22 protein-coding genes are annotated in these 23,535 nt (G+C 41.4%); 6 read left to right on the forward strand and 16 right to left on the reverse strand.

Features of this window, described 5'->3' with window-relative positions:
- Positions 1 to 294 precede the first annotated feature (294 nt).
- Positions 295 to 1,521 (reverse strand): radical SAM protein, encoded by a 1,227-nt coding sequence (locus BP549_RS01975; protein ID WP_292377668.1) that lies wholly within the window; start codon positions 1,519 to 1,521, stop codon positions 295 to 297.
- A gap of 151 nt (positions 1,522 to 1,672) precedes the next feature.
- On the opposite strand from BP549_RS01975, the gene BP549_RS01980 reads away from it, so the two are divergent.
- On the forward strand, positions 1,673 to 1,870 hold the full coding sequence (locus BP549_RS01980) for a hypothetical protein (protein ID WP_292377670.1): 198 nt from the start codon (positions 1,673 to 1,675) through the stop codon (positions 1,868 to 1,870).
- A 23-nt stretch (positions 1,871 to 1,893) separates the two neighbouring features.
- Here the strand turns inward: BP549_RS01980 and BP549_RS01985 are convergent, their stop codons facing one another.
- The 4 genes from BP549_RS01985 to BP549_RS02000 all read right to left on the reverse strand — a co-directional run bounded on the left by BP549_RS01985 (position 1,894) and on the right by BP549_RS02000 (position 6,511).
- A complete protein-coding gene (locus tag BP549_RS01985; protein ID WP_292377672.1) occupies positions 1,894 to 2,502 on the reverse strand; it encodes a translation initiation factor IF-2 subunit beta in 609 nt (202 codons plus the stop codon).
- A 35-nt stretch (positions 2,503 to 2,537) separates the two neighbouring features.
- Positions 2,538 to 3,059 carry a 50S ribosomal protein L16 gene (locus tag BP549_RS01990; RefSeq protein ID WP_292376868.1) on the reverse strand — a complete coding sequence of 174 codons (522 nt, stop codon included), beginning with the start codon at positions 3,057 to 3,059 and terminating at the stop codon, positions 2,538 to 2,540.
- Positions 3,060 to 3,421: 362 nt separating this feature from the next.
- Positions 3,422 to 4,573, reverse strand: coding sequence for a DUF1786 domain-containing protein (locus tag BP549_RS01995; RefSeq protein WP_292377674.1), 1,152 nt, complete (start codon positions 4,571 to 4,573; stop codon positions 3,422 to 3,424).
- Between the two features lie 429 nt (positions 4,574 to 5,002).
- The gene (locus BP549_RS02000; protein ID WP_292377676.1) at positions 5,003 to 6,511 is read right to left on the reverse strand and encodes an alpha-amylase family glycosyl hydrolase; all 1,509 of its coding nucleotides are present in this window, start codon (positions 6,509 to 6,511) and stop codon (positions 5,003 to 5,005) included.
- 342 nt (positions 6,512 to 6,853) lie between these two features.
- Here BP549_RS02000 and BP549_RS02005 point away from each other — a divergent pair, with 342 nt between their 5' ends.
- Positions 6,854 to 7,393: a MogA/MoaB family molybdenum cofactor biosynthesis protein gene (locus tag BP549_RS02005; RefSeq protein WP_292377678.1), complete on the forward strand. Its 540-nt coding sequence runs from the start codon at positions 6,854 to 6,856 to the stop codon at positions 7,391 to 7,393.
- A 14-nt stretch (positions 7,394 to 7,407) separates the two neighbouring features.
- On the opposite strand, the gene BP549_RS02010 is transcribed toward BP549_RS02005, so the two are convergent.
- Both BP549_RS02010 and BP549_RS02015 read right to left on the reverse strand, forming a co-directional pair.
- Positions 7,408 to 9,474: a tetratricopeptide repeat protein gene (locus BP549_RS02010; RefSeq protein ID WP_292377680.1), complete on the reverse strand. Its 2,067-nt coding sequence runs from the start codon at positions 9,472 to 9,474 to the stop codon at positions 7,408 to 7,410.
- Between the two features lie 94 nt (positions 9,475 to 9,568).
- The gene (locus BP549_RS02015; RefSeq protein ID WP_292377681.1) at positions 9,569 to 9,946 is read right to left on the reverse strand and encodes a hypothetical protein; all 378 of its coding nucleotides are present in this window, start codon (positions 9,944 to 9,946) and stop codon (positions 9,569 to 9,571) included.
- A gap of 337 nt (positions 9,947 to 10,283) precedes the next feature.
- On the opposite strand from BP549_RS02015, the gene BP549_RS02020 reads away from it, so the two are divergent.
- Positions 10,284 to 10,838 (forward strand): DUF3795 domain-containing protein, encoded by a 555-nt coding sequence (locus BP549_RS02020; RefSeq protein ID WP_292377682.1) that lies wholly within the window; start codon positions 10,284 to 10,286, stop codon positions 10,836 to 10,838.
- A gap of 96 nt (positions 10,839 to 10,934) precedes the next feature.
- On the opposite strand, the gene BP549_RS02025 is transcribed toward BP549_RS02020, so the two are convergent.
- The 3 genes from BP549_RS02025 to feoB are packed head-to-tail and all read right to left on the reverse strand — an operon-like array spanning position 10,935 to position 13,494.
- Positions 10,935 to 11,186, reverse strand: a complete 252-nt coding sequence (locus BP549_RS02025; protein ID WP_292377684.1) for a FeoA family protein — start codon at positions 11,184 to 11,186, stop codon at positions 10,935 to 10,937.
- Complete coding sequence (locus tag BP549_RS02030; RefSeq protein WP_292376862.1) at positions 11,180 to 11,347, reverse strand: hypothetical protein; 168 nt, start codon at positions 11,345 to 11,347, stop codon at positions 11,180 to 11,182. Before BP549_RS02030 ends, BP549_RS02025 begins: the two co-directional genes overlap by 7 nt.
- Positions 11,344 to 13,494: a ferrous iron transport protein B gene (gene feoB, locus BP549_RS02035; RefSeq protein WP_292377686.1), complete on the reverse strand. Its 2,151-nt coding sequence runs from the start codon at positions 13,492 to 13,494 to the stop codon at positions 11,344 to 11,346. Before feoB ends, BP549_RS02030 begins: the two co-directional genes overlap by 4 nt.
- Before the next feature lie 545 nt (positions 13,495 to 14,039).
- On the opposite strand from feoB, the gene BP549_RS02040 reads away from it, so the two are divergent.
- Positions 14,040 to 14,579 (forward strand): cupin domain-containing protein, encoded by a 540-nt coding sequence (locus BP549_RS02040; RefSeq protein ID WP_292377688.1) that lies wholly within the window; start codon positions 14,040 to 14,042, stop codon positions 14,577 to 14,579.
- Between the two features lie 272 nt (positions 14,580 to 14,851).
- On the opposite strand, the gene BP549_RS02045 is transcribed toward BP549_RS02040, so the two are convergent.
- A complete protein-coding gene (locus BP549_RS02045; protein WP_292377690.1) occupies positions 14,852 to 15,637 on the reverse strand; it encodes a helix-turn-helix transcriptional regulator in 786 nt (261 codons plus the stop codon).
- A gap of 55 nt (positions 15,638 to 15,692) precedes the next feature.
- On the reverse strand, positions 15,693 to 15,857 hold the full coding sequence (locus BP549_RS02050) for a hypothetical protein (protein ID WP_292377691.1): 165 nt from the start codon (positions 15,855 to 15,857) through the stop codon (positions 15,693 to 15,695).
- A gap of 432 nt (positions 15,858 to 16,289) precedes the next feature.
- Here BP549_RS02050 and BP549_RS02055 point away from each other — a divergent pair, with 432 nt between their 5' ends.
- Together BP549_RS02055 and alaS are read left to right on the forward strand one after the other, a co-directional pair.
- Positions 16,290 to 16,550: a YhbY family RNA-binding protein gene (locus tag BP549_RS02055; RefSeq protein ID WP_292376857.1), complete on the forward strand. Its 261-nt coding sequence runs from the start codon at positions 16,290 to 16,292 to the stop codon at positions 16,548 to 16,550.
- Positions 16,551 to 17,076: 526 nt separating this feature from the next.
- Positions 17,077 to 19,860: an alanine--tRNA ligase gene (alaS, locus tag BP549_RS02060; RefSeq protein ID WP_292377788.1), complete on the forward strand. Its 2,784-nt coding sequence runs from the start codon at positions 17,077 to 17,079 to the stop codon at positions 19,858 to 19,860.
- A gap of 163 nt (positions 19,861 to 20,023) precedes the next feature.
- Here alaS and BP549_RS02065 read toward each other — a convergent pair whose 3' ends face one another.
- The 4 genes from BP549_RS02065 to BP549_RS02080 all read right to left on the reverse strand — a co-directional run bounded on the left by BP549_RS02065 (position 20,024) and on the right by BP549_RS02080 (position 23,293).
- Positions 20,024 to 21,031 carry a class I SAM-dependent methyltransferase gene (locus BP549_RS02065; RefSeq protein ID WP_292377694.1) on the reverse strand — a complete coding sequence of 336 codons (1,008 nt, stop codon included), beginning with the start codon at positions 21,029 to 21,031 and terminating at the stop codon, positions 20,024 to 20,026.
- A 177-nt stretch (positions 21,032 to 21,208) separates the two neighbouring features.
- Positions 21,209 to 21,691, reverse strand: a complete 483-nt coding sequence (locus BP549_RS02070; RefSeq protein WP_292377695.1) for a hydrolase — start codon at positions 21,689 to 21,691, stop codon at positions 21,209 to 21,211.
- Positions 21,692 to 22,020: 329 nt separating this feature from the next.
- Positions 22,021 to 22,650, reverse strand: a complete 630-nt coding sequence (locus tag BP549_RS02075; RefSeq protein ID WP_292377791.1) for an N-acetyltransferase — start codon at positions 22,648 to 22,650, stop codon at positions 22,021 to 22,023.
- Positions 22,651 to 22,876: 226 nt separating this feature from the next.
- Positions 22,877 to 23,293, reverse strand: a complete 417-nt coding sequence (locus tag BP549_RS02080) for a helix-turn-helix domain-containing protein (RefSeq protein WP_292377697.1) — start codon at positions 23,291 to 23,293, stop codon at positions 22,877 to 22,879.
- Between the last annotated feature and the right edge of the window lie 242 nt (positions 23,294 to 23,535).

Consider the following 23,535-nt stretch of genomic DNA (forward strand, 5'->3'; position numbering starts at 1 on the left):
TTTTCTTACTGAAATATTAAAGATATGAACGCAGTTACAGCTAAACTGCCCTCTAAAATTACCTGCTAATATGTAAATGTTTATCTTCGGGCAGCCAGTTCTAGGCTGATACCGGATTTCTAGCAGGATATTATTTTTCTAGCAAAGTACTTGCTTTCCAGTGGATGCTGCTTTTACTTCTTCTGGCTTGCCGTATCCATATAGAAAAAAACAGGCTAAGTGGAATCTCAGTAAAGATTTCTAAAGTGAAAACACTATAAAAACATATAAAAATATCTCTTAAAGTTTCCCTTTTCATTTTCTGCAAACCTTTTCGAAAGGATATGGCGGTTTTGCTCCTTCCGGAATTCTGTCAACAAACTCCAGAAACTCCGGATCGTGCATCGGGGCCAGGCTTTTCTGCTTCTGGAAGTAAGGATAGCTCCTTATTTTCTTCCAGGCGTCTTTTAAAGATTCTTCTTTTATATTCCCAAAACTGAAAGGCGGATAAGGGCCGGCTTTTACATCTCCGTCTGCCGTTATATGCATCCAGCGTCTGCCTTCCATTGCTCCCAACATCTGACCTTCAAAATAAGTATTCGCAAACATACGCGGGCCATCTGGGCTGGAATTTATCCTGTGGTACATCTCAAGGATATTTTTCCTATCCTCATCAGTAAGTACAGGCTCACCCCTGGTTTTGGGCATCGCCTCCCAGACTGAAAATTCATGGACTCCGAGTTCCAAGGCAAGGGAATAAAGAGCAGGCAGTTCCTTAATATTTGAAGGAGACGCGTGTGTCGTCATTACAACCATGAGCCCGGCTTCAAGTGCAAGTTTTATGGCAGAAACTGCTCTTTCATATGCTCCCCTGGAATTTCGGACAGCATCGTGTTTTTCAGGATCAGTTGAGTAAATGCCCACCATAAGGGAATGGAGCCCGGCGTCTTTCAGACGGAAAGCAGTATCTGCTGAAAAATCCGTGCCCCAGGTGGAACAGTTTACTATAGCTCGTTTTTTGTCCACATACCTTATCAGCTCAAAAACCTCTTCTCTTAAGAGAGGATCATTTTCGGTAAATGTGATAATGAAAGTACCGGATTCCAGAGCCTCATCTATTATTCTTTTTATAGAATCCTTATGAAGCTCGTTTTCAACCGTTCCTAGCGGATATCTCGAACTGTTCTGGCGGGTAAGTTCAATTGATACGGTTTCAGGAATATATTTTCCGAGAGCTATCTGTATCTCCGCAAAAATAAGGCGCTTGAAGGCGGGGCTAGGTATCGGTGGGAGCCAGGCCGAGGCAATAACCCTGTTCTCCTCTACGAGAGCTAGCTTTTCCTCCTTTAAGCGGGAATTCATCTTTTTCAGGATAGGACTAAAAGCTGCTTTCAGGGTTCCGTTTGCCGTAAGTTCCAGGATATCCCCGGCATGCCGGAGGTTTACTGACAGCCCGGGCATCGAGAGGATTTCTATATTTTTCTCCTTTGCTTGAATCTCTCTCAATGAAACTTCCGGCGTATCCTTTTTTTCAGCAGTCATTTTTCCTCACAGGTTCTTGATTTGCCTGTTGGATATTTATAATCAACCCCTTTGAAAAAAGACTTGAGAAAAAACCCTGGTACTGCGGCCTAGCCAGACAGTATAATACAACTCTTTTAAAAAAAGGCTTGCCCACAACCCTTTTGAGTAAATGTTTGACCGCAAACCTTTTCAAAAAAGGTTTGATCGAAAAAGAAACGAGACAATGTTTGGATTTGAGAAACTTATCCCCGAACCCTGTCGGCGTGATAAACCGGCGCAACGGTTTCGACCCAGCGGTTTCGACCCAACGGTTAAGGTTAAGCTGCCCGGGCACGAGAATGTAAGTAATCGGCCTGAGCTGCTTTAAAATATTTAACAAAAGCTTAAACCTCAGGCCCTTTCCGAAAAGGCGAGGTTTCCGCTGATTTTCTTTATTTTCACTTTGACCACGTCGCCTTTTGCGGCTCCGGGCACGAAAACCGTATATTTGTCTATTTTTGCAATTCCGTCGCCTTTGGACCCGACTGCATCGATCCGGAGCTCATAGGTTCCGCCTTCTTCGATGGCATCCCTGACAACTACATTGCTTACCTTTCTCTTCTTGACAGGCCTGTGAGCGCCGCAAGCAGAACACTTCAGGACAAGCACCCTGTCCACCTTGACAAGCTGGGTATCTGGGCGTCCGCATTCTGAACACATAACGTATTCGTCCACATAAGCCTGAATGTTATCAGAGATCTGGGCTCTCGTAAATCTTCCCTGGAAGACTGCACGTGTGCCTTCTATTTTCCCTGCAGTCCCAAGTTCCCTTGTGAGATATTTCATCAAGTGGTCAGGGTCCCGGTTAAGGATATCTGCAATATTTCCGAAGTTCTCAAGAATTGTAGTCTTTCCTTCGGAAAAGATTCTGGGCTCAGGGATTACGAATCGAGCATCCGTAGTCTCGGTATCAGGCATTTTTGCCATTGCACGGTTCAAAAGCTCTTCGTAATCGTACATGTTATTGCTCCTTTTGATATTAACATTTTAACTGGTTACTGTACCAGTTCTGCCCCTTCATCGATAACGATTCTACAGGGAGTTGGAAGCTTCTGTCCTGCATGCCAGAGAGCTTTCTTTGCAGCTGCAAAGTTTTGCTTTTCAACAGCCACTGTGAAGATCTTCTGGAATGGGTTTACCCTTGCTGCAGTACCTACATTCTTCCCAAAAGCCCTTCGCATTCCGCTGGATACACGGTCAGCACCTGCACCGGTTGCCTGCTTGTTTTCCCTGAGGACTTCGTGGGGATAGACACGGAGCTTCATGTAAAAGCCCGTCTTTCCGGTATCTTCAATCAGGTGCCTGTTTGCTGTAATACGGGCTGCTTCGAGAGCAGTGTGCCTTATCTGGCATTTTTCTTCTACAAGCAGGGAGATTTTAATCGGGAAGGTTGTGTTTGCTTTGTCTCCCATGTCATAGTGAATAACCTGACTGCCTGGAACACCGCCCATGTATTTTCTTCTGGTAAATGAGCGCTGCCTCACGTTTCTGTACATACTTCCTGGCTTTCGTACCATAAGCTTGATTCTCCTGAAAGATAATGAGTCTAATTTAATTTAACTTAATTTAGCTTAATTTAACTTAATTTAGCTTAACTTAGTTTCACTAAAGTTTGTTGTAACGGATTCCTTTCCGGTTCCTTTCCGCATATAAATGTTTGCATTAAGTTCATAAAGACCATATAGCAAACGATTCAGTATGAGATATGTGCATATAGAGATACCTGCCTGTATTTACATTTATCTGTAAACCTGCCCTGGTGGACTTCAGCAGGCAGCTACTGTATTTTCCCGGCTCCCTGATAGGGATTCGGAATTGAATTTTTATAACCACTGAAAATTTGTATATTCTGGGCTTAAGCGACTTACTCCCTAAGTACTTAGTGGTTTATAAGGTTTATTGATGGCTCCGGGTACTTCTCCAGAAATCCTGCGAGTAGCCCAAAACAGCCTGAAAGCATCATGCTCCCGAAAGGTGCGGCAAAATGCAGTTTACTTGAGATCTCCGCCCGGATTTCGGACTCCGAAAGTTTTTCAAGCATCTGCCTTTTCGGGCCTGTAACTATTATAGATCTAACCTGTTCAAAGCAAATCTTTTCAATACCAGACTGTTCAAAGCCCGGATCTTCCCTTCTATACGCTCCATGCCCTCCGTCTTCGAAAACTTCTTCAAAACCAAGCTTTCCGTTGGCAAGCCTTATGATGTAGTCCTGGAGTTTCTCAGGGTTCATGAGGGAAGTGTGGTGCTCAAAAACTGCCGTAATTCTGTTTTCATTCACAAGCGCTCCTAGGGTATGCCCGTTTCCAATATTAACCACTACAGACGGCTGTACTGCCGCAGAATCAGTAAGCGCTCCAAAGATGGCAGCAGGCCCGGTATCCATGAAAACTGCCATGGTTTTCCGGTCCCCTACAGCTTTAAGAAGGGAATCAGCCTGGGCTTTCATTCGGGTAAAAGCTTCAGGAATTTCTTCGGGCCTGTAGACAAAGTTCTCAAGTTCTCCTCCTTTTTCAATGAGTTCCCGAAGGAGTTCAAAGCGGTAGACTCTGTTACTCTTTTCAGGGGCATTTCCGTGATCCTGCACTGCCACGGCATAGTTTGTCGGCATCTGAACCTCAAAGGCCGAAAGTGCAGCCGAAGTTGATTCAGGATCGAAGTCCTGCATAACAATTTCCTGTACATTCTTTTCGGATGCAAGTTTTTTTGCTTCCGCTTCGGAGACAATTTGAATCCCAAAAGCTTTCACTTTTTCAGTATTATCATTGATGGTTAGAGCGGCCTGTTCAGTGGCATACACCGGAAAACCTGCCTTTAGATGAGCCCTGATAGCAAATGTTGAAGGGCCTCCTCCCATTATGTTTCCTGTAAATACTATCGCTTTTCCTTTTTTGGTTGTCTTCCGTACCTTTTTCGCAATTATCTGGGTAGGAGAAGGCATGACCATAAGCAGGCTGTTTTCCACCTCTTTCTCAGAATTAAAGAGCAGAATATCCTGCGTACCCGTTCCTATGTCCGCTGCAAGTATGAGCATACCTGAGCATTGGTTAATAACCTATTAAAATGTACATAGCGTAGGAATACATAGAAATGAATTTTTAGATAGGATCTTTTTTGCAAAAAAGGCAAATGCGTGAAAATCTTTAATAAGCGTACAAAAAACAGACTTATTTTATTAAGCTGATCTTATAATAATCATAAAACTAAATTTATATTCCCAACTTTCTAAATGCGACACTGCAAATATATTGCAGTTGCGTACAAAAAGTTTGAGATATGCCTAACTTAAAAAATTAACGGGAAAAGTGAGATTCGAACGCACAAGTTCCTACAAGAATAGGCTCTGAACCTATTGCCTTTAATCTAGCTGGGCAAGATTCATCAAAGATTGCCAGATTCACTGGAATGACAAGTTGGCTGTTTCCCTTTCGGTCACTGGCTGGAATATAATATGTTCTAATTTTCAGGAAACATCGCGGCAGAAGATGTCGATTGTTTTGCCGTCAACCTTAACCAGCATCTTACCGTTCTGAACCGTCAAGGCTTGCCCCGTCTTCCAGTGCTTCAGCCCTCCAGTTATCATTTTTACCACACGCTTCGGAATTACCGACATATTCAGATCCAGATGGATGGGGTTCGGCATCCGGAGGTAGCTATTGTTAATGATCACCAAGGCGACATCATCCGTGGCGATACGCAAGAATGCATAGATAAGATCATCCGACCATAGTGTTATAGTCGTCCCGTATTTGAGAGCTTCATTCCCTTTGCGCAGACGTATAAGATCCCGAGTCCATTCATATATCTCATATTCCTTGTGGTACTGCTGTCTCGGATGATTATTATTACCGATCACATGCCATGGGAAATCGCGGCGTAGGTCGCGGTCATCGCCTGCTTTCCATCCCTCGAGACCGACCTCTGTGCCGTAGTAGATCTGCGGTATTCCTCGCATAGTGAACAGAGCGCCGAGGCAGAGCTTCGTAACCCGGATAGCCAAATCAAGCCCAGCGCCTCCACCTGGGTGTTTAGTCCTAGCATGGCTCATGATGCGCCTTTCTAAGTCGTGGTTATCGAGCAATGTTATGAGCATGTTCGCGTCACGGTATCCACCTTTGCCCGGATTGTCATCATCAAGTACCCCCAGCGGCTCCTCATCGTCCAGCCGTGGACGTGCAATCCAATTCTTGAGACTTTCGTCATAAATTAGAGTGGACCGCAGGGCTGTGCATAGGGGAAAATCGAATATCGAATCGAAGTCATGGTAATTCTGATACTCCAAGAGCTTGCTGACGTCATCCTTGTTTTCATATAGTACCTCCCCTATAAGACATACGTGAGGATACTCCCCGCGGATCTGGGACTTAAAATAATACCAGAACTTGGGTTCTACATGTTTGACGGTGTCCATGCGGATGTTCGTGACATTGCCTTTGATGATCCAATCTTCGATGTTATTGATGAAGTAGTCTAGCACCTCAGGGTTATCGTGGTTGAATTCCGGAAGGCCATACAACTCCTTCTTGATGTCGTCTGTTCCGCCGACGTTGAACCAGGAGGAGTCAAAATGTTCCTTCGCCCCATATCCCGCATGATTTACGACCATGTCGAGCACTACCTTCATGCCCTTAGCTTCGCATAAGTCAACAAAGCTTCCGAACGTGCTCATATCCACTGATTCAGGCAAATGAGTGCCGTCGAGTAGGCGACTATCGACTCGCTCGAAGTTGAGAGGCCAATAGTAGTGATAGGGTTCCGAGTTGTTGTGACTTTTGATGTTCTCGTAAACCGGCGTCACCCAAATCGTCGTCACGCCAAGCTCGAGGAGATAGTCAAGCTTCTCGATAATGCCGTCGAGCGTTCCTCCATGGATGCTCGTGTCTGATGGATCAGCAACCCGTTTGTTCTTGCCAAAGAAGCGGTCTGTCACTATGAAGTAAATGACATCGTCCTGGGTAACCTGCTTGTTCATATCGTTGTCTCCAAAGAACAGCTTGAGTCATTTTGCCTTAGAGGCTGTCTGAATATCGTATTTCTCCTGTTTTTTTACATTTTTTATCCGACCTGATTCTCTATTTATTATATTGATAAAAATATATATTAATTTTTGAGTTATTCTGTCAACACTTTGTAACCCTTACTCAAACATTGATAATGCCGATGGAGAAGCAAGTAAAAGTAAGCAGGAAGTTAGATAACAGGAATATATAAGCGGAAATCTAAATAATAGGAATTTAGATAACAGAAAACTGATAACAGGAATTTAAATAAGAAGAATCTGGTAACAGAAATAAAAATGGAGAATGTGACTTTCATGAAAGAATCCACACCGGAAATTCACAAAAAAGAGGCTAAAAAGTCCTTTTTTTTTGCCTTAATCACAATTTCGACCTCAAGATTTGAAAAATACGGAAACCCCGCTTCGCCTGAGGACGCTGAAGACCTTTCAGGACAAGCCATGAAGGATCTTCTCGAAGCGGCTGGCCATAAGGTTTCCTTTTACAGGCTGATTTCCGACGAAAAAACTTCAATTACCGATGCAGTTTTTGCTGCACTTGACAGCTCCATAGATATTATAATTACAAGCGGAGGCACAGGACTTGCACCAAAAGACATTACAATCGAGTCAATAACCCCAATTTTTGAAAAAGAAATTCCAGGCTTTGGGGAATTTTTCAGGTACAAAAGCCTTGAAGATATAGGAACGTCGGTAATCCTCACCAGAGCTGTGGCAGGCGTAATTAAAGGAAAAGCAGTGTTTTGCCTACCGGGTTCGCCAAATGCCGTGAAACTGGCGCTTTCTGAGATTATCATTCCTGAAGCCGGGCATATTGTCAGGCATGTAAGGGAATAAACATTTATTCTTTTTTACCTTTGTGATCTTAAGTATCCATAAAAAATCATTTCTTCCAACATGCTATTGTATAATTCTATCAAATTGGCTATAGTGATGTTGAAATAAGGATGAGCAGTTCCCAATTTATATTCAATTATGTCAAGAGAACGCTCGTAAAGTTGTAGTGATTCGTTAAGTCTTCCTATTTTGTGAAAGGTGTCTGCGAGATTTTTTAGAGTTGCTGCAACATCTGGGTGTTGTGTATCAAGCGTCTTTTCACGAATATCAAGTGCTCTTTGATAAAGTGGAAGCACTTTTTCGTACTCTCCCATTTCATAATAGAGTAACGCGAGATTATTTAGTGTTGTTGCAACATATGGATGTTCTGGGCCTAGCCCCTTCTCGACTATTTTAAGTGTTCTTTGATAAAGTGAAAGTGCTTTTTCGTACTCTCCCATACTTTTATAGAGGCCGGAGAGGTTGTTTAGTGTTGTTGCTACATCTGGGTGTTCAGATCCCAATCTCTTTTCACAAATGTCAAGTGACCTTTGATAAAGTAGAAGTGCTTTATCATAGCATCCCGTCTGATTACCATAACATCCCATCTCATAATAGAGTAACGCGAGATTGTTTAGTGTTGTTGCAACATATGGATGTTCTGGACCCAGCGCCTTCTCGACTATTTTAAGTGTCCTTTGATAAAGTGGAAGTGCTTTATCATAATTTCCCATATCAGAGTAGAGTAATGCGAGATCGTTTAGTGCCATTGCTACTTCTGAATTTTGTGGGCTAAGCATCCGCTCATAACTATCAAATACTTTTTGATAAAGTGGAAGCTCTTTATCGTAATGTCCCATCATTCGATAAAGTTCGGCAAGACCGTTTAGGGTTGATACAGTATCTGGATGCTGCGGACCCAACATCTTTTCACGAATATCAAGTGTCCTTTGATAAAATGTGAGTGCTTTTTCGTACTCTCCCAAGTGACGATAGAGTTCTGCGAGATTGTTTAGTGTTATTGCAACATCTGGATGTTGTGGGCGGAGTTCTGACTCAAGAATTTGCAGTATTTCTTCATAAAGAGGGATAATTAATTGCCAGAATGCTGCTTTGTCGAATGGATCAGATACAGAAATAAACCATCCGCATAATTCTTCTGCTTCAAGTGTCTCTTTTGCATGGTAGAAAGCTTCGATCAATGCGTTTTCGTGCTCTTGGGTTATTGCTTTGATATCAAGATCTTTTAGTTGATTGCCATAGAAGTCAAGCATGAAATTATGAACTTCTTTTTTCAAATCTGGGTCCTGGTAATCCTGCAGGCTTTTCTTCATAAGCTGGTGCATGGAACATTTTCCTTTATCGTCAATGTCCATAAAAGAGAAGCTATGCAGTTTTGAAAAACTAGTCGCAGGATACCCAGTATTAAATTTCTTGACCAATTTTTTGAATAGTTCACGGTTCCAGTATCTGGGAACCGATAAGACTTTCAGTGTCTCTTTTTCTTCCCTGTCAAGATATTTGACAAACCTGGAGAAAATACCTTCTGGAACCTTTGCAAAGTTTTCCGGTGTGGGTTGCTTTTTTTGCTTTATCTTTCTGTATATATCGATGGAGAGTTCAAGATAGTAGGGTACGCCTTCACTGCTCTCAATGAGTACGTTCTGGATATCCTCTTCAGTGATTCCGCACTGTTTTAACAGATCAAGAGCATCTTTTTCTGGAAGTTTTCCAATTTTACGCTGGTCAAGGTAATTTTGCCAGTCATTATCTACTTCTTCCCAGCGAAGGGATTCTTTTCCACAGATTACCCACAGACAGGATTTTTGTATATTTTCAATAAGTTTTCTGAGCCATTCGTCCCTGGAATTAAAACTTCCCTTGTCTCTTTCTTTTTCCCAGAGAGCTTCATAAGTGTCTATGAAAATGACTGCGGAGTCTGAAGTATTCTTCAGGTGATCAGCAAGGTCATGGGCCAAGTAAACAGGCAACCGTTCGTATATTTCTGTAGATTCGAGATCGGGAAGCTTGGAAAAATCTTCTTTGCGTTTCAGGGTCCATTTCTGATAGCGTTCAGGTAAACTTTTGGCAAGGTTATACACGTTTGGTATCAGGTTTACAGGAACAAATTCGTCGCAGATATCTAGAACGTCACGAACAATGCTAGCCTCTGAGTAGTTTTCTTTTACCAGGGGACTATGGGGGTTGATTTTTTTTCAAGTAGGTGGCAAGGGCAATGTCAAAAGAGTTGAATTTGATGCCGTATTTCTGGCGCAGCTGGCTGGAGAGGACTTCAAGGAATTTATATGGCTGCCTGTATTGTTTGGTAGCGAAGTCTATTGAAGTCCATATAACTCTTGTTTGCCGGTCCGATTCACTGTGTTTTTCGAGCAGGGTTGGAAGCTCTTTTCTAAGGCTGGTTTTTCCAATTCCGGCAACGCCATAATAGACCAGGATACTGTAGTCCTTTTGATCGATGATCTGGAAGGCTTTCTCAAAAGCTTCAATGAACTCTTTCCTATCAACGAATGGACATTCTACTTTCTCCTCAAAATTTGTAGGACAAATTGACACTCAATTCCTCCAAAAATCAGTTCCTGATCAGCGTAAATTTCCGACCTATTGAATTATTATTCAACTCGCCCTATATTACAGTACTGAAATCTTTCAATTAATTTCAAAAATCTCTGTATTAAGTGTCAGGTCTAGTTTCCGGAAACCGGGCCTGAGCTTTTGGAAACATGGGCTGAAATATACACAGGTTTTAATAGAAAACTTATGTGTTTTTCCAAGTTCTGCAACATATATCTGTATCCTTGAATAAGAGAAGTTATTTCAGGATCAATATCTTCTGAAGACTTTCAAAACCCAAAAAAATATGCAATCAATTACTTACATTAAGAAGATAATTATGAATATCAACTATCTTGAAATCGGAGTCTGTGGACTTTCTTGCAGACTTTGCCCTATGTATAATACTGAAGCAAAGAGCAGATGCTTAGGATGCAAGAGTCCTACCAGAATGACTGTTGGTTGCCCATTTATCACCTGTGCGTTAAAAAGAAAAGGAATTGAATTTTGCTGGGAGTGCGAAGAAAGCAACACTTGTGAAAAATGGAAGAAACATAGAGAAATCGGTAAAAAATTTGATTCCTTCAAATGTTATCAAACTCTTGAAGAGGATATTTCATTTATATGTAAGAACGGCATTGATAAATTTGACAAAATACAAAAACAGAGAGAGTATTTACTTAAAGAGATGTTAAAAGACTTTAACGAAGGTCGTTCAAAAAGCTATTATTGTATTGCTGCAACTGTTTTAGAACTTGAAGAACTTAAGAAAGCACTGAATCAAGCAAAAAGAGAATCTTATGGACTTAATGTCAAAGAAAAATCAAAGATTCTTCATTCGATTTTAGATAGTATCGCTTTAAAGAAAAAGCATTACTTAAAATTAAGAAAATAATATATGTTGTATCCTGTGTTATCCCAAAATAATTTCATGTACTCAAGACCTTTAGTTCTCCTATAATTTTTTTTCTTGCCTTTTCGTTGAGTCAAATCAGTAGCTGACATAAATATGGTTTGCTATTTCCTCATCAACAGCATATCTGGTCTGGTCAACCTCAAAAAGATATGAGGGAGACCTTCTGAGTAGGGTAATAGGCATTCCAGGGAGGATACCCATAGCTATTAGCTTCTGTAGAATTCCAAGGTTCTTTGTTTCAAGGTGGTCAATTTTTCCGGCTTTTCTGGGTTCCATTGCGCAGAGAGTTATAGGTTTCAGGGATAAGTGTGAGTTTCTGGTTACCATTTGAAGAACTTCCTTATGGATTGAATTATCTTTGCTTCTTGTACAAGTTCATATCCGCAGTTCGGGCAGCACTGCTTGCTGCAGCTGTGAAGTTTTCCGCAGCCAGTGCATTTCGTTTCATCAGCTTTCTCAAACTCGTTTCCGCAGAGTGGACATTTCACAGGCTCACCCCCAAAGAAGTCAGCAGGGTGTTTACAATAAAACCTGTAAGGAATGCAAACGGGAAAATGAAACCCGAAATTGCAAGGGCGGTTTTAAAACCTCTTTCCTTTATCGTCATCATGAACTGGGCTATACAGGGCATGAAAAGGGTAAGAGTAATAGCTGCAACTAAGAGTTGCACACCTGTCAGTAATCCGGAATCATGCATTCCATAAAGTCCAGCTGCCCCGAAATCTCTCCTGAAAAAACCGAAAAGGAAGACATCAGCTGCATCAGGAGGCAGGCCTATCCAGACTGTTGGGTATTCTATTACTTTCAGGGCAAGGGCAAAAAGGCCTGTTAGCCTGCCTATCCAGATTAGAACACTTGCCAGTACAAATAGGGGAAGAACTTCCAGAAAATACCAGTGCATTCTGGAGTAAGTTTTCGCAAGTATGTTCGAAAGCTTCGGTTTCCTGAGAGGGGGCATTTCAAGTATGAATGTAGGAGCTTCTCCTGGCAGGACTCTGGAAGCCAGGAAACCTATCAGGACAAACTCCAGTATTATTACTACAGTCCAGATAAGCAGGCTCTCAGGATTTCTCGAAAGGACTGAAAGAATAATGCCTAACTGTGCCGAGCAAGGAATTGCAAGAGCCAGCAGGATATTTGCAATAAGCCTTTCCCGCTTTGTTTCAAGGGTTCGGGTAACCATTGTAGCCATTGTCGAACAGCCAAACCCGAGCACCATTGGGATTACTGCCCTTCCGCTGAGCCCTATTTTCTTAAACATACCATCTAGGAGCAGGCCAAGCCTTGAAAGATATCCGGTATCTTCAATAATTGAAAACACAAGGAAAAAGGCTCCCACTATCGGAAGTATAAGGGCGATTGCATATGTTACAGCCTGGGTAAAAATCCCGTATTCTCCTACAAAAAGGTCCTGAAGAGCCGGATAAGGTACAAGTGATACGAACTTTGCAGTTACAAAGGGATTTATGTATCCTCCAAAGACTGTATTTTCCAGAAAATCAACAACGGTTCCAGCTGCAAATACACCTACGAACAGATAGAGTCCAAAGTACAGGATTAAAAACAGTGCAGGTATCCCAAGTACAGGATGAATGAGAATACTGTCGATTTTCTCGGAAAAACCGAGATTGCTATTTTGTATTTTACTTCCATTCTTTCCAGTGCCTTCTTCTGCTCTTATTTTTCCGATTTTCCCACTACTTTCGTTCTCGCTTCTCTCAGGCGTCTCCATTACCTGTTCCACTATTCCGTTTACATGTTCCTGACGCTTTATGGTGAACTGGTAGGAAAGAGGAACTTCAGATATCTTTGAGGCGGCTTTCACAAGTTTCCGGATTTCTTCAGAGCTTTTTTCATGGATTTCATCCCAATATTCTAGTGTTTTTTCAGCCCTGTGCAGGTATTCAAGGGCTGTTCTGTCTTCCTGGAGCATTAGGAGTGAGATAGCTCTTCTTGAGATTCCGGCTGAAATTCTGGCTTCTTTTGCAGGGCCAAGAAGACCTTCAACTGCTTCGATATATAGTTCAATTTCTGAGCCGTAGTCAAATTTATGCCTAAACTTTTGCGCATTGTTTCCAGGGGTAAACTCTGAAATTGTAGCTTTAAGTTCCTCTATCCCTTTTCCCTCGCTTGAAGCCGTTCCTACAACCGGGATTCCCAGGGAACGACTGAGCTCAGATATATTGATTTCAATTCCCCTTTCTTCAGCCTCGTCCATCATATTCAGGACAAGGATGAAGGGAAGCTCGGCTTCAAGTAGCTGAAGGGTGAAAGAAAGCATGCGTCTGAGGTTTCGGGCATCTACCACATGGAGGTAAACTGAAGCCTTTTCCTCAAAAAGCAGAAGTTGAGAGACCCTTTCTTCTTCACTTACAGGGAGCAGGGAATACATCCCGGGTGTGTCAATGATTTCATATTCCCTTTCTCCAATCCTTGCTTTTCCATGGGCAATTTCGACTGAGGTCCCAGGATAATTGGAAACCAGGGTATAACTTCCGGAAAGGGCATTAAAAAGGCTGCTTTTTCCCACGTTAGGATTTCCAATAAGTATAATTTTTGGAAGCCCTTTTCCAGGAACATATCCCTTTTTTCCACAGCAACATTCTTTTTCGGGACAGATAACTGGCAGTTTCATACTTTTACTCTCATTTTTAGGTAACCCTAATTATCGATTTTTCCTATTTAGGCATGCCTAATATTTAAGGTTACTGCAAGTAGTAAAATTCTGTCCAAATTTATTGTCTATTTGAGGACCATAATCTTGATTTTTCTCAGTTAATCAAACATCTATGAGCTTAAGTTCCAAGCTTAGCGAATTAATGAAAATTCAATGCCTTTGAAGAGGAAATACTATGAAATATATAAATATTGTAAACATGTTTGAAAAAAATTGAATGGAAAAAGTCTACTTTGTGATTTTTATTTTAATTCTTCTTATATTTATATTTCTGCTAGTATTATATTCACCAAATATAATTGTTCTATTGTATGTGCTTAAAATTTCCTTTATTGGCAAATCCCATGATATAAAACAGGGTAGAATTTACTATTGTTAGTACCCTCATCAAAATACACTGGATGATTTATTGATAAAATGAATATATCTGCCAACATGGGTGAATTGAAAAACTAACATTTGCAAAATCGATTAAGTTGAAACAGATCGGGGGAGTCAATAAAATGAGTCTAAAAAAGACACTGGGTATTTTGCTGGCATTTTGTTTTTTACTATCAGTTACCGCAGCGGTAGTAGGCGCTAAAGAGATGCCCAATATAACTGAAAAGAAGACAGTCAAAACCGCAGAGAAAGCGAAAAACGAAATGAAAGGTTTTTCTATCGATATCGAAAAAGCCACTTTGGAAAATAATAATTTCCGCAAGGTACTCTATACTGCAAAGCACAGCCAATTGGTACTTATGAGCCTCAAGCCCGGGGAAGATATCGGAATGGAAGTGCATGAGAATGACGACCAGTTTTTCCGCTTTGAAGAAGGACAGGGAAAGTGCATAATTAACGGCAATGAATACGAACTCGGTCCAGGATCTGCGGTGGTGGTGCCGGCCGGCGCTCAGCACAATATTATCAACACTTCGAAAAAGAGTTCTTTGAAATTCTATACGATCTATTCACCGCCTGTTCACAAGGACGGCATTGTACGCGCTACAAAAGCGGAAGCCGAAGCAAATCCAGAAGAATTTAACGGCGTGACTACGGAATAAAACCTTAAGAAGTAGAAATAATGCTTTATTTTCCACTAAACGTTTTTCTTTTTTATTTTTAAGTTAAAGATCGGAAATTCCTCGAAAACATTAGTTTACAAACCTCGCCGATGCTGTTGAATCTGTATCCCAAGTATCTCAACCCTTTTTAATGAATATGGAGCTTATAAGGGATTCCAAATCGATTATTGAGTTTCGAGATAGTCTATATCTATATCTATTAGTCAATATCTTATAGTCAATATCTTATGGACCGATAAGTTTTGTTTATTTCATTTTATTTCTCTGCTCATATCCCTGTAGTATTTGAATAGTTCTTGCCCCCATTTTATTGCCTGTGGTTCGAAGCTTGTCAAATACTGGCGATCAAACCTACCACTTTCATTGAATAATCCCAGGCTCATTATCCGGTCAGAGGCAGCAATGAGAGCTGGAATTTCCACCTCTTTTTTTTCCAGAATGTAAAGGCTTGAGTTTTCCATTTCAAGGAATTCTTTTCCCTTTTCTTCGAAATCCTCTACAAGCCGCAAGTATACCGCTTCGCTCAATACAAGGGAAACTTCAATGCCTTTTCTTGCAAGGTTGAGGAAAAGAGCAGGAAATTGAGGATGAAAATAAGAATAAAACATGTGGATACGGCTTGAGTTGGAAAGGATTTTTACAAACTCCGTATTCAGATCAAAAGTATGACTGAGATCGGGCTCTATAAGGTGATAGTCTCCAAGCTCACTAATCCTTTTTATGAGGTGGGAAGGAATGGGGGCGAGCTTTCTATCAACCCAAAATTCTTCATTTTTCTCAAATACTGATAAAGTATCAAGCAGAGGCTGCATTTTTTCTACAACAATTTCCCCTATCGTGCTGAGCCGGTACATTCCTTCTTCATGTATTACCAGATTCTCTTCTTTTAACATCTTTATCTGTGGGAGAAGAGCTGTCCTGGGCACCTGAAGCTTCTCAAGTATCTCTTCGATATTCTTGGGGCCTTCTTTCAGGAGCAGAAGAAAGTATTTTCTCTTCTCTGAAAATAAGATAAGATCAAGCAAGCCTGGATTCATTTTACAGTCGCCGTCCTGAACTTATAAAAAAGGGTTTCGTTCACCGATTACGTTTTCATGGATTTGTTTTTAAATCCTTTATAAGTGCCAAACTGCTAATAAAGATGTCGAAATTATTTGGAAACTTCGTCCTGTTCCTTCCCAGATTGGGAAAATAGCCGTAATTTAGTGAATTTACGGTAAAAAATCCTCTTTCAACTCTTATCTCCTTTCTATCCATTTTTTTATATGTATCCCGGAATAGATCAATAAGTACAGTTAAGTGAAAAGAACAAATGCAGTATCCTTAATGAGAATTTAACTGATTGCTAGTGTAGTTATATGAAACTTAATACTCAGAATGTTAAATTCAAAATTCTATTCATTCAGATTAGATCCAGAATCTTAACTTACTGCTCTCAGGTTTACTAGGAAACGTTGATATAGATGATGATGAGAAAAGGAAGAATCCAGATGAATGGTGAACAGATCCGAGTAAGTAGCAAACAACTCCAAGTAAATGGCAAATGGTTTCTGGAAACAAATAACCCTTTTATTTATTAGTTATATATTTTTCGTAATAACTTATAATAATGTCTATATTATAATAATGAGAATATTCCATAATTGGCAGGATGGATTTTACAACTGCCAATGTGAGGAAGGAAGGGCAATGGAAAAAGAAAAATTATACAGATTAAAAGCCGAAGCAAACCAGCTTTCCCCTATTCTTAATATCGGAAAGAACGGAGTAACGGACACGCTGGTAGAGGAACTAAATAAGCAAATAAAAGCTAACAGGCTTGTGAAGGTAAGGATACTGAAAAGCGCTGAAGAAGGAAAGGACTTAAAGAATATTGCTGAAGAGATTGCTGCCGCTACGAGATCCACTGTGATAGAGGTACGTGGAAGGACCGTAGTTCTGTATAGGTAAGAATTCAGGTGCAGGAACTAACCTTTTCCTGATTCCAATTTTTAGAGAGCCTTTGAATCGAAAACCTGTTCTTTATTTCAATGAGAATAACTTTTTGCCTTTTAGAATGAAGAATAAGGTTTTTCCGTAGAATCTCTGTAATAGGTTAAAGTCCATAAGTATACAACTGCTTTAATATAAACTACTATATATTTCGTTATGTTGGTAAGTTATTTATGCTGCAAAAGCAACATCGAGTTGCAAATTGTTCGCACACGATTTACAGATATTTCATTCTTTCTGAATAATCCCATGACTTGTATAAGAGTTAATGGATGAATAAACTGAATTTAACGGATGAATAAACTGAATTTAACGGATGAATAAACTGAATTATTGTCTGAATTATTGTATACGATTTCAAAATTCCATGTATGTGCACCTAAAGTGCCTGGAAGTTCCTTGAAACGGTTGAGTCGGGGTATTTCTCCTTTTGTTCTCAGATATACTAGGGCAGAGCAAGCCCCCACCCTCCGGAGAGATTGTTATGCTTGAAGATGAGTATCAACTTGAATTTTTCAAAAATAACGGGTTCGTCCGGAAGCAGTGCCAGAAATGTGGCAAGTTCTTCTGGACACGTGACCTTGATCGAAATACATGTGGAGATGCTCCCTGTGATCCTTATTCTTTTATAGGGAACCCGGCTTTTTCCAGGGAATTTGATATCTCCCAGATGCGTGAGTATTACCTCTCCTTCTTTGAAGAGAGGGAACATACAAGGGTCAATCGTTATCCTGTAGTTGCCCGCTGGAGGGATGACCTTTATCTTACCATTGCATCCATTGCAGACTTCCAGCCTTTCGTAACCTCAGGGCAGGTTCCCCCACCTGCAAATCCCCTCACGATTTCCCAGCCCTGTATTCGCCTTAACGACCTGGACTCAGTAGGCAGGAGTGGACGCCATCTTACAACCTTTGAGATGATGGCACATCACGCTTTCAATAAAAGGGATCACGAAATTTACTGGAAGGAACATACTCTGGAACTCTGTGATGAACTCCTTAATTCACTTAAGTTAGATCCCTTTGCTGTAAGTTACAAGGAAGAGCCCTGGGCAGGCGGAGGAAATGCGGGTCCCTGTGTAGAGGTTCTTGTGAACGGGCTTGAGCTTGCTACCCTTGTTTTCATGGACCTGAAAGCCGACAAAAAAGGCGATATTCTCATCAAAGGTGAGACCTACTCGAAGATGGATAACTACATCGTAGATACAGGGTACGGACTTGAACGTTTTGTCTGGGCTTCAAAGGGCTCCCCTACAATTTATGATGCACTTTTCCCTGGCATAGTAAACGAACTCATGGGGCTTGCAGGGCTTGAGCATGAACTAGCCAACTCCGAGTATGCAAATATTCTGTCCCAGAATGCGCGGCTTGCAGGGTTTATGGATGTCAGTGGACAGGCAAATCTTCTGGAACTCAGGAAAAAGGTTGCCTCGAGCATTGGAATGACCGTGGATAAACTCTCGGCTATAATGGAACCCGTAGAAAAGGTCTATGCAATTACTGATCATACTCGCTGTTTGGCTTTTATGCTTGGAGACGGGATTATTCCCTCGAACGTTAAAGCAGGCTACCTTGCCAGGCTTGTCCTCAGGCGGACTTTACGCATGATGGATGACCTAGACATCAGGACCCCACTTTCCGAGATTGTGGATATGCATATCAAGAATATGCCCGAGTATCCCGAGTTCAGGGAAAATTTCCCGGTCATACAGGATATTCTGGAATCGGAAGAAGAGAAATTCCGTAATACAATGGAAAGAGGACGCAGGATTATCCAGAAATCGGCCTCACACTTCAAGAAAACCGGGGAAAAGATTCCTTTATCCCAGTTAACTGAACTTTACGACTCCCACGGAATCCCGCCCGAGATGGCAAAAGAAGTAGCAGCCGAGATCGGAGTAGATGTGGAGTTCCCTGACAATTTCTATTCCATTGTTGGTGAACTGCATAACAAGGCCGAAGAAAAGGAAGAAGAAGTAATTCCGTTTGCAGACCGGCTTAAACATCTTCCGAAGACAAAGCGCAGCTTCTATGACGAGCCCACGCGCTTGGAATTTGAGGCTGTTGTGCTGGATGTCTTTGACAATAACATAGTGCTGGACAACACCTTTTTCTACGCCGAAGGCGGAGGGCAGCCTGCAGATATGGGAACAATCACTACCGGATATGCGGTATACAGAGTGGTGGACGTCCAGATCTATGACGGCGTAATAGTACACACCATAGAGAACTCTGATGGGGATCTTGAGATTAGCAAAGGTGATATCGCCACCGGAAAAGTGGACGAGAGGCGCAGGATGACTCTTGCCAGACATCATACGGCAACTCATATCGTAAATGATGCAGCCAGGAAAGTTCTTGGAAAACATATCTGGCAGGCTGGTGCCCAGAAGTTTGAGGACCACTCGAGGCTTGACCTTTCGCATTATAAGCATATCTCCCCTGAGGAACTGAAGCAGATAGAGCTTCTGGCAAATCGCACGGTTATGGAAAATAAGCGTGTTATTACGGAATGGATGCCAAGGACTGAAGCCGAGCAGGAATACGGCTTTGGGCTCTATCAGGGTGGAGTGCCTCCAGGAGATAAAATCAGAGTTGTAAAGGTCGGAGATGATGTTGAGGCCTGTGCAGGTACACACTGCGTCAGTACAGGAATTGTAGGCCCGATCAAAATCCTGAGGACCGAAAGAATCCAGGACGGAGTAGAGAGGGTTGAGTTTGCAGCAGGAGTTGCAGCTGTACGTGCTATGCAAAAGATAGATTCACTCCTGGCAGGTTCTGCAAAGACCCTAAGTGTACCTCCCGAACAGCTTCCAGCAAGTGTTGAGCGTTTCTTCGGGGAATGGAAAGACCTCAAAAAAGAAAACGAGAAACTTAAGGAAGAACTTGCCCGCGCCAGGGTTTACAAGTTGCTGGGAGAAGCCTCAGAGGTTGCAGGTCTCAAGGTTATTACCGAATTCATTCCAGGGGCTGATTCTCTTGAACTCCAGAAAATCGCTACCGAGTTCCTGAAAAATGAAGATGTGGTGGCCCTTCTTGCAAGCGACATCGAAGGCGTTAAGCTCGTAGCATCTGCCGGACAGAAAGCCTTAAATTGTGGAGTCAATGCTGGCAGTCTTGTCCGTGAAATGTCGAAGATTGTTAGCGGAGGCGGAGGCGGAAAGCCGGCCCTTGCTATGGGCGGTGGAACTGACCCTTCCAGAATTCAGGATGCGCTTGCTCGTGGGCTTGAACTCGTAAAAGAAGCCTGCAAAGAAGTCTGCAAGTAATGGAAATATCGGGCTTTTAATTCCCGAAATTTCTTCTTAATCTTCTTACTTTTTTTATTTTTTTATTTTTATTCTTCTCAATCTATTCTCTGCTTATTCAATTATTCTACCTTTTAGCTACATCTCTATCTTTCAAATTTTTTCAGCCTCATCAACCCTTTTTTCATTCGTTAAATATAACTTCGCAAAGGATCGCAGTTCCATCTTTTACAAAGAGATGCACGGTTTTATTTCCTTCAAGACCTTTTTCAACCTCGTTTCGGACTTCCCAGTAATCTCCGGGCTTCACGCCTGCTCTGAGCACAACACTTCCGACATTCTGACCTTTCAAGAATTTATTAATCTCCTTTGGTTCAAAGGGGCAGACTTTTAGCACAAGGTAATGATTTTTGATCATGGATTGCTTTATCAGGGCATCTGAGGTCAATAAAAGCCTTTTTTTGTCAACTCTGAATTGTTCAAAACTCCCCATAAAAGGCCCAGCCATCTGCATCATGGATTCCACAAGCTCAGGCAGCAGCCCGGCTGCAACTACAGATGGTTCAGGTTCGTAGGCGTTGAGTTTCATTTTGTCAGTTTCCTTTATTTGGGGGAGCCCATACCTTGAAACCAGTCCTTCGCCTGCAGGCAGAGCCACAGCCATGCGGTCATACTGCTTTAGCCCACCGAAGTAAAGGGTCAGACGGTTGAGCTGCCCGTCCAGTGAGATATATTCTTTTTCGCAGTCAAAAGGAATCCTTTCAGGCGGCATCTGGGGCGGGGCTTCAAAAGCAAAATTTCGGGTTTTTTCACCGTAAGCAGCCAGCACTTTCGGAATCCCCGGCTCAAGGCTTGAGACCTTTCTCTCGTTTTCTTCGGCCGGCCGGAAGGGATCAGAAAATATCACATCAACGGCCGGGATCTGCTCTATGACTTTCGGGTCAAGGGCGTCTCCGCAAATGAATTTCACATTATCAAGCCCGTACATTGCACAGTTCTGTTTTGCATATTCGATTTTTTTGGGGTCGATTTCCACTGCATACACGAACTCGCACTGCTGGGCAAAAAAGACGGTTTGTCCTCCTATCCCGCAGCTGATGTCAGCCAGAACCTTACATCTCAAACGCTGCGCCCTGTAACGGGCAATGGGCTCAGGGGTTGCAAAGCGCAGGCTTTCCTTATCCCCGTGCATGGGCTTCTCAAATTGTTTTCTCCGTGCCACGTCGATCAGGAGTAGTAGATAGTTTATGAGATTTAAAGGCAACTGAAAGGGAGGGTAGTTGAAATTCTCTACAAGCGATCACTCATTTTATCCGCATTCTGGTCAAGACTAAGGCTGGCTAAAAACGCAGGTCTTATTACTTTATTTTTAATCCACTTTGGAAATGATCACGACGTAGTTTTTCCCGTATTTTTCGGCACAGGCCGGACAGGTAGTATACCACATATACCATTTCTTGACTTCGAGGCCCTGATTTTTTGCGTAGGCTTCAAAATCCTGGCACCATTCTCCTGTTTTTTCGAAGTCTCCCTCATAGACTTTGCTCAAAAATTTCCCATTTAGTGTTACGTTTTCGGCGCCGTCCACTTCTTTATCAACAGCCAGGTAAAGATCCATGTTGCTTTCTGAGGTATGGTCCGACAAGCAGAGCCAGTCCGGCATTTCTGCACCTGCCCTGGCGACTTTCTCGTTCATCCGCATTATTACCTCTCCAAAATTAAGAGGCATGTAAAACTGTGTGGTAACCGAGTCCTTGACGAACCTTTTATTGTTCCATTCAAACAATTTTCCATCCCAGGGGGAGGGGTCAAACCGAGGACAACATTCCGGAGTTTCGATTTTGGTGGTCATAATTTTACACCCTGCTAAGTAATAACTTTTGATGTTATTTTAGATTTTGGTTTTACTTCTTTAGAGGACGTCGCGTCTATACCTCAAATTTTATAAAATTTATTGTATATTTTGTATTTTTAGATGGTAAAACGGAAAAGATGCCAATATTTCATTTGAGCCTTTACCGAGGGTTTTCGAAAATGGATCTCAGTCTAAATTTTTGCTCAATTTTTGTTTAGCAGGTCTTGCTCATGAGTTAAAAAAGGAATAAAGGACCGAAACGGTAGAAGATTAGAAAAAAGAAATGGAAAGATGGAGTGCTCAACTACACTTGAAACAATAGGAATTTACTGAATGAGGCCTTTTTTACTGCCTGAATTCCCAGCCTGATTAATTGCATTAACCATGCTCAAAAAATTTGTACCAGCTTGCTTTAACTTCCCTCTTACAGAATAACCATGTTTTTCGTATAACTTTAGAGCTTCTTTGTTTTCAGGTTTAACGATCAATGAGGTCCTGGAAATGCCAAGTTTATGAGATTTGAGGGTTGCTACCTTTAACAATCTGCTCCCAACCCCACACGCTCTGTACTGTGGATAAACGGCAAGTGAATCTATATAATATTCTCCAGGTTCTGCCTCTTTTGTTTTTAACATAGGAATTACTTTTCCATGGTAATCCTCGGTATTTGATTTATAAAACTTAGGGAGTTTTTCTACCAATAATTTATTCAAACGTGGAAAATGGTCTGAGGGAAACGACAAAACTAAACCTGCTATCCCGTTACTTCCCTCTGCGACATGTATATTTTGATAACTCAAAATATTGTCAGGCTGTTTATAGAATTTTTTAATAACCTCTTGAACAGCCTTCCGATTAGTAGATCCTGCCAGCACATAAGCACATTCTCCCCAGGCCATACAAATTAATTCTGCTGCTTCATCTGCATCTTCAATTCTGGCCTGTCGAATAAACACAATTATCAAACCTCCATAAATAAAGTTAATATTATAATTTGTTCTCTTATTATTCTAACATTATTTGTTTTCTTACAATCTATTCAAAAATAATTTATTCTATAAACAAGAAAGTTTCAGAACTACTTTTCATGATCGGAAACTTAATTGATAATTCCAAATTCGAAATTTAAAAAAGTATATTTGAGTTTTGGAATCAGCTCATAAGTATCAGCTCATTATTATCTCACTTGTTATTTTTTAAATTTTGAAGAATGACCCAAACCTGTTTGAGGCTATATTCGACACTAAATTCTTGAAGAATCAAGTCTTGCACTTCTCGAGCTAGCCAATTATCCCGTTCTTTAAGCATTTCCTTTAATTGTGTTTTCTGGAAATCTGAGAGTTTTGAGGGGCTTCCGCCTCTAAATTTAGGGATCAAGCCTTCGTAACCCTGAGAGTTCCATCTCTGTTGCCAGAGGTTCCCATTGCTTCTGGAAATTCCAACAATATTTGAAGCCTCTTTAACACTTTTGCCTTCATAACGGGCTTTGATAAATATGAGGCGTTGGACAACCCGACAATTTTTTTCAGCTTTGATCATTTGAACAAGTTTATCGTAACTTAGATGGCGAGTTATTGGGATTTGTTCAGGCTTGGACACACCTAATATAATATATTATATGTATTAAAGTTTATGTAAACAGCTGTAATAGTTCCACTTCTAAACCTACAGTATTATGGCATTTTTCAAAATTAAACGGCTATGCTTCAATTCTTATTTTTGTGGGGTTTGTTTTTGAATCCATGTAGATTACAAAATATATGATACATTAGTTGAGCCTCATTCCTTTTATTGGATCTTGCTCACGAATAACTCTCATTTTAAAGGAACGTGTGGACTTG

The sequence above is a fragment of the Methanosarcina sp. UBA289 genome, assembly GCA_002496565.1.
In the GTDB taxonomy this organism is placed as follows: Archaea; Halobacteriota; Methanosarcinia; order Methanosarcinales; family Methanosarcinaceae; genus Methanosarcina.

Coding starts and splice junctions, on each gene's coding strand:
- BP549_RS01975 (WP_292377668.1), bottom strand. CDS start 1,521: ATGACTGCTGAAAAAAAGGATACGCCGGAAGTTTCATTGAGAGAGATT.
- BP549_RS01980 (WP_292377670.1), top strand. CDS start 1,673: ATGTTTGACCGCAAACCTTTTCAAAAAAGGTTTGATCGAAAAAGAAAC.
- BP549_RS01985 (WP_292377672.1), bottom strand. CDS start 2,502: ATGTACGATTACGAAGAGCTTTTGAACCGTGCAATGGCAAAAATGCCT.
- BP549_RS01990 (WP_292376868.1), bottom strand. CDS start 3,059: ATGGTACGAAAGCCAGGAAGTATGTACAGAAACGTGAGGCAGCGCTCA.
- BP549_RS01995 (WP_292377674.1), bottom strand. CDS start 4,573: ATGCTCATACTTGCAGCGGACATAGGAACGGGTACGCAGGATATTCTG.
- BP549_RS02000 (WP_292377676.1), bottom strand. CDS start 6,511: ATGAACAAGCAGGTTACCCAGGACGATGTCATTTACTTCATAGTGACA.
- BP549_RS02005 (WP_292377678.1), top strand. CDS start 6,854: ATGAAAGAATCCACACCGGAAATTCACAAAAAAGAGGCTAAAAAGTCC.
- BP549_RS02020 (WP_292377682.1), top strand. CDS start 10,284: ATGAATATCAACTATCTTGAAATCGGAGTCTGTGGACTTTCTTGCAGA.
- BP549_RS02025 (WP_292377684.1), bottom strand. CDS start 11,186: ATGGTAACCAGAAACTCACACTTATCCCTGAAACCTATAACTCTCTGC.
- feoB (WP_292377686.1), bottom strand. CDS start 13,494: ATGAAACTGCCAGTTATCTGTCCCGAAAAAGAATGTTGCTGTGGAAAA.
- BP549_RS02040 (WP_292377688.1), top strand. CDS start 14,040: ATGAGTCTAAAAAAGACACTGGGTATTTTGCTGGCATTTTGTTTTTTA.
- BP549_RS02045 (WP_292377690.1), bottom strand. CDS start 15,637: ATGAATCCAGGCTTGCTTGATCTTATCTTATTTTCAGAGAAGAGAAAA.
- BP549_RS02050 (WP_292377691.1), bottom strand. CDS start 15,857: ATGGATAGAAAGGAGATAAGAGTTGAAAGAGGATTTTTTACCGTAAAT.
- BP549_RS02055 (WP_292376857.1), top strand. CDS start 16,290: ATGGAAAAAGAAAAATTATACAGATTAAAAGCCGAAGCAAACCAGCTT.
- alaS (WP_292377788.1), top strand. CDS start 17,077: ATGCTTGAAGATGAGTATCAACTTGAATTTTTCAAAAATAACGGGTTC.
- BP549_RS02065 (WP_292377694.1), bottom strand. CDS start 21,031: ATGCACGGGGATAAGGAAAGCCTGCGCTTTGCAACCCCTGAGCCCATT.
- BP549_RS02070 (WP_292377695.1), bottom strand. CDS start 21,691: ATGACCACCAAAATCGAAACTCCGGAATGTTGTCCTCGGTTTGACCCC.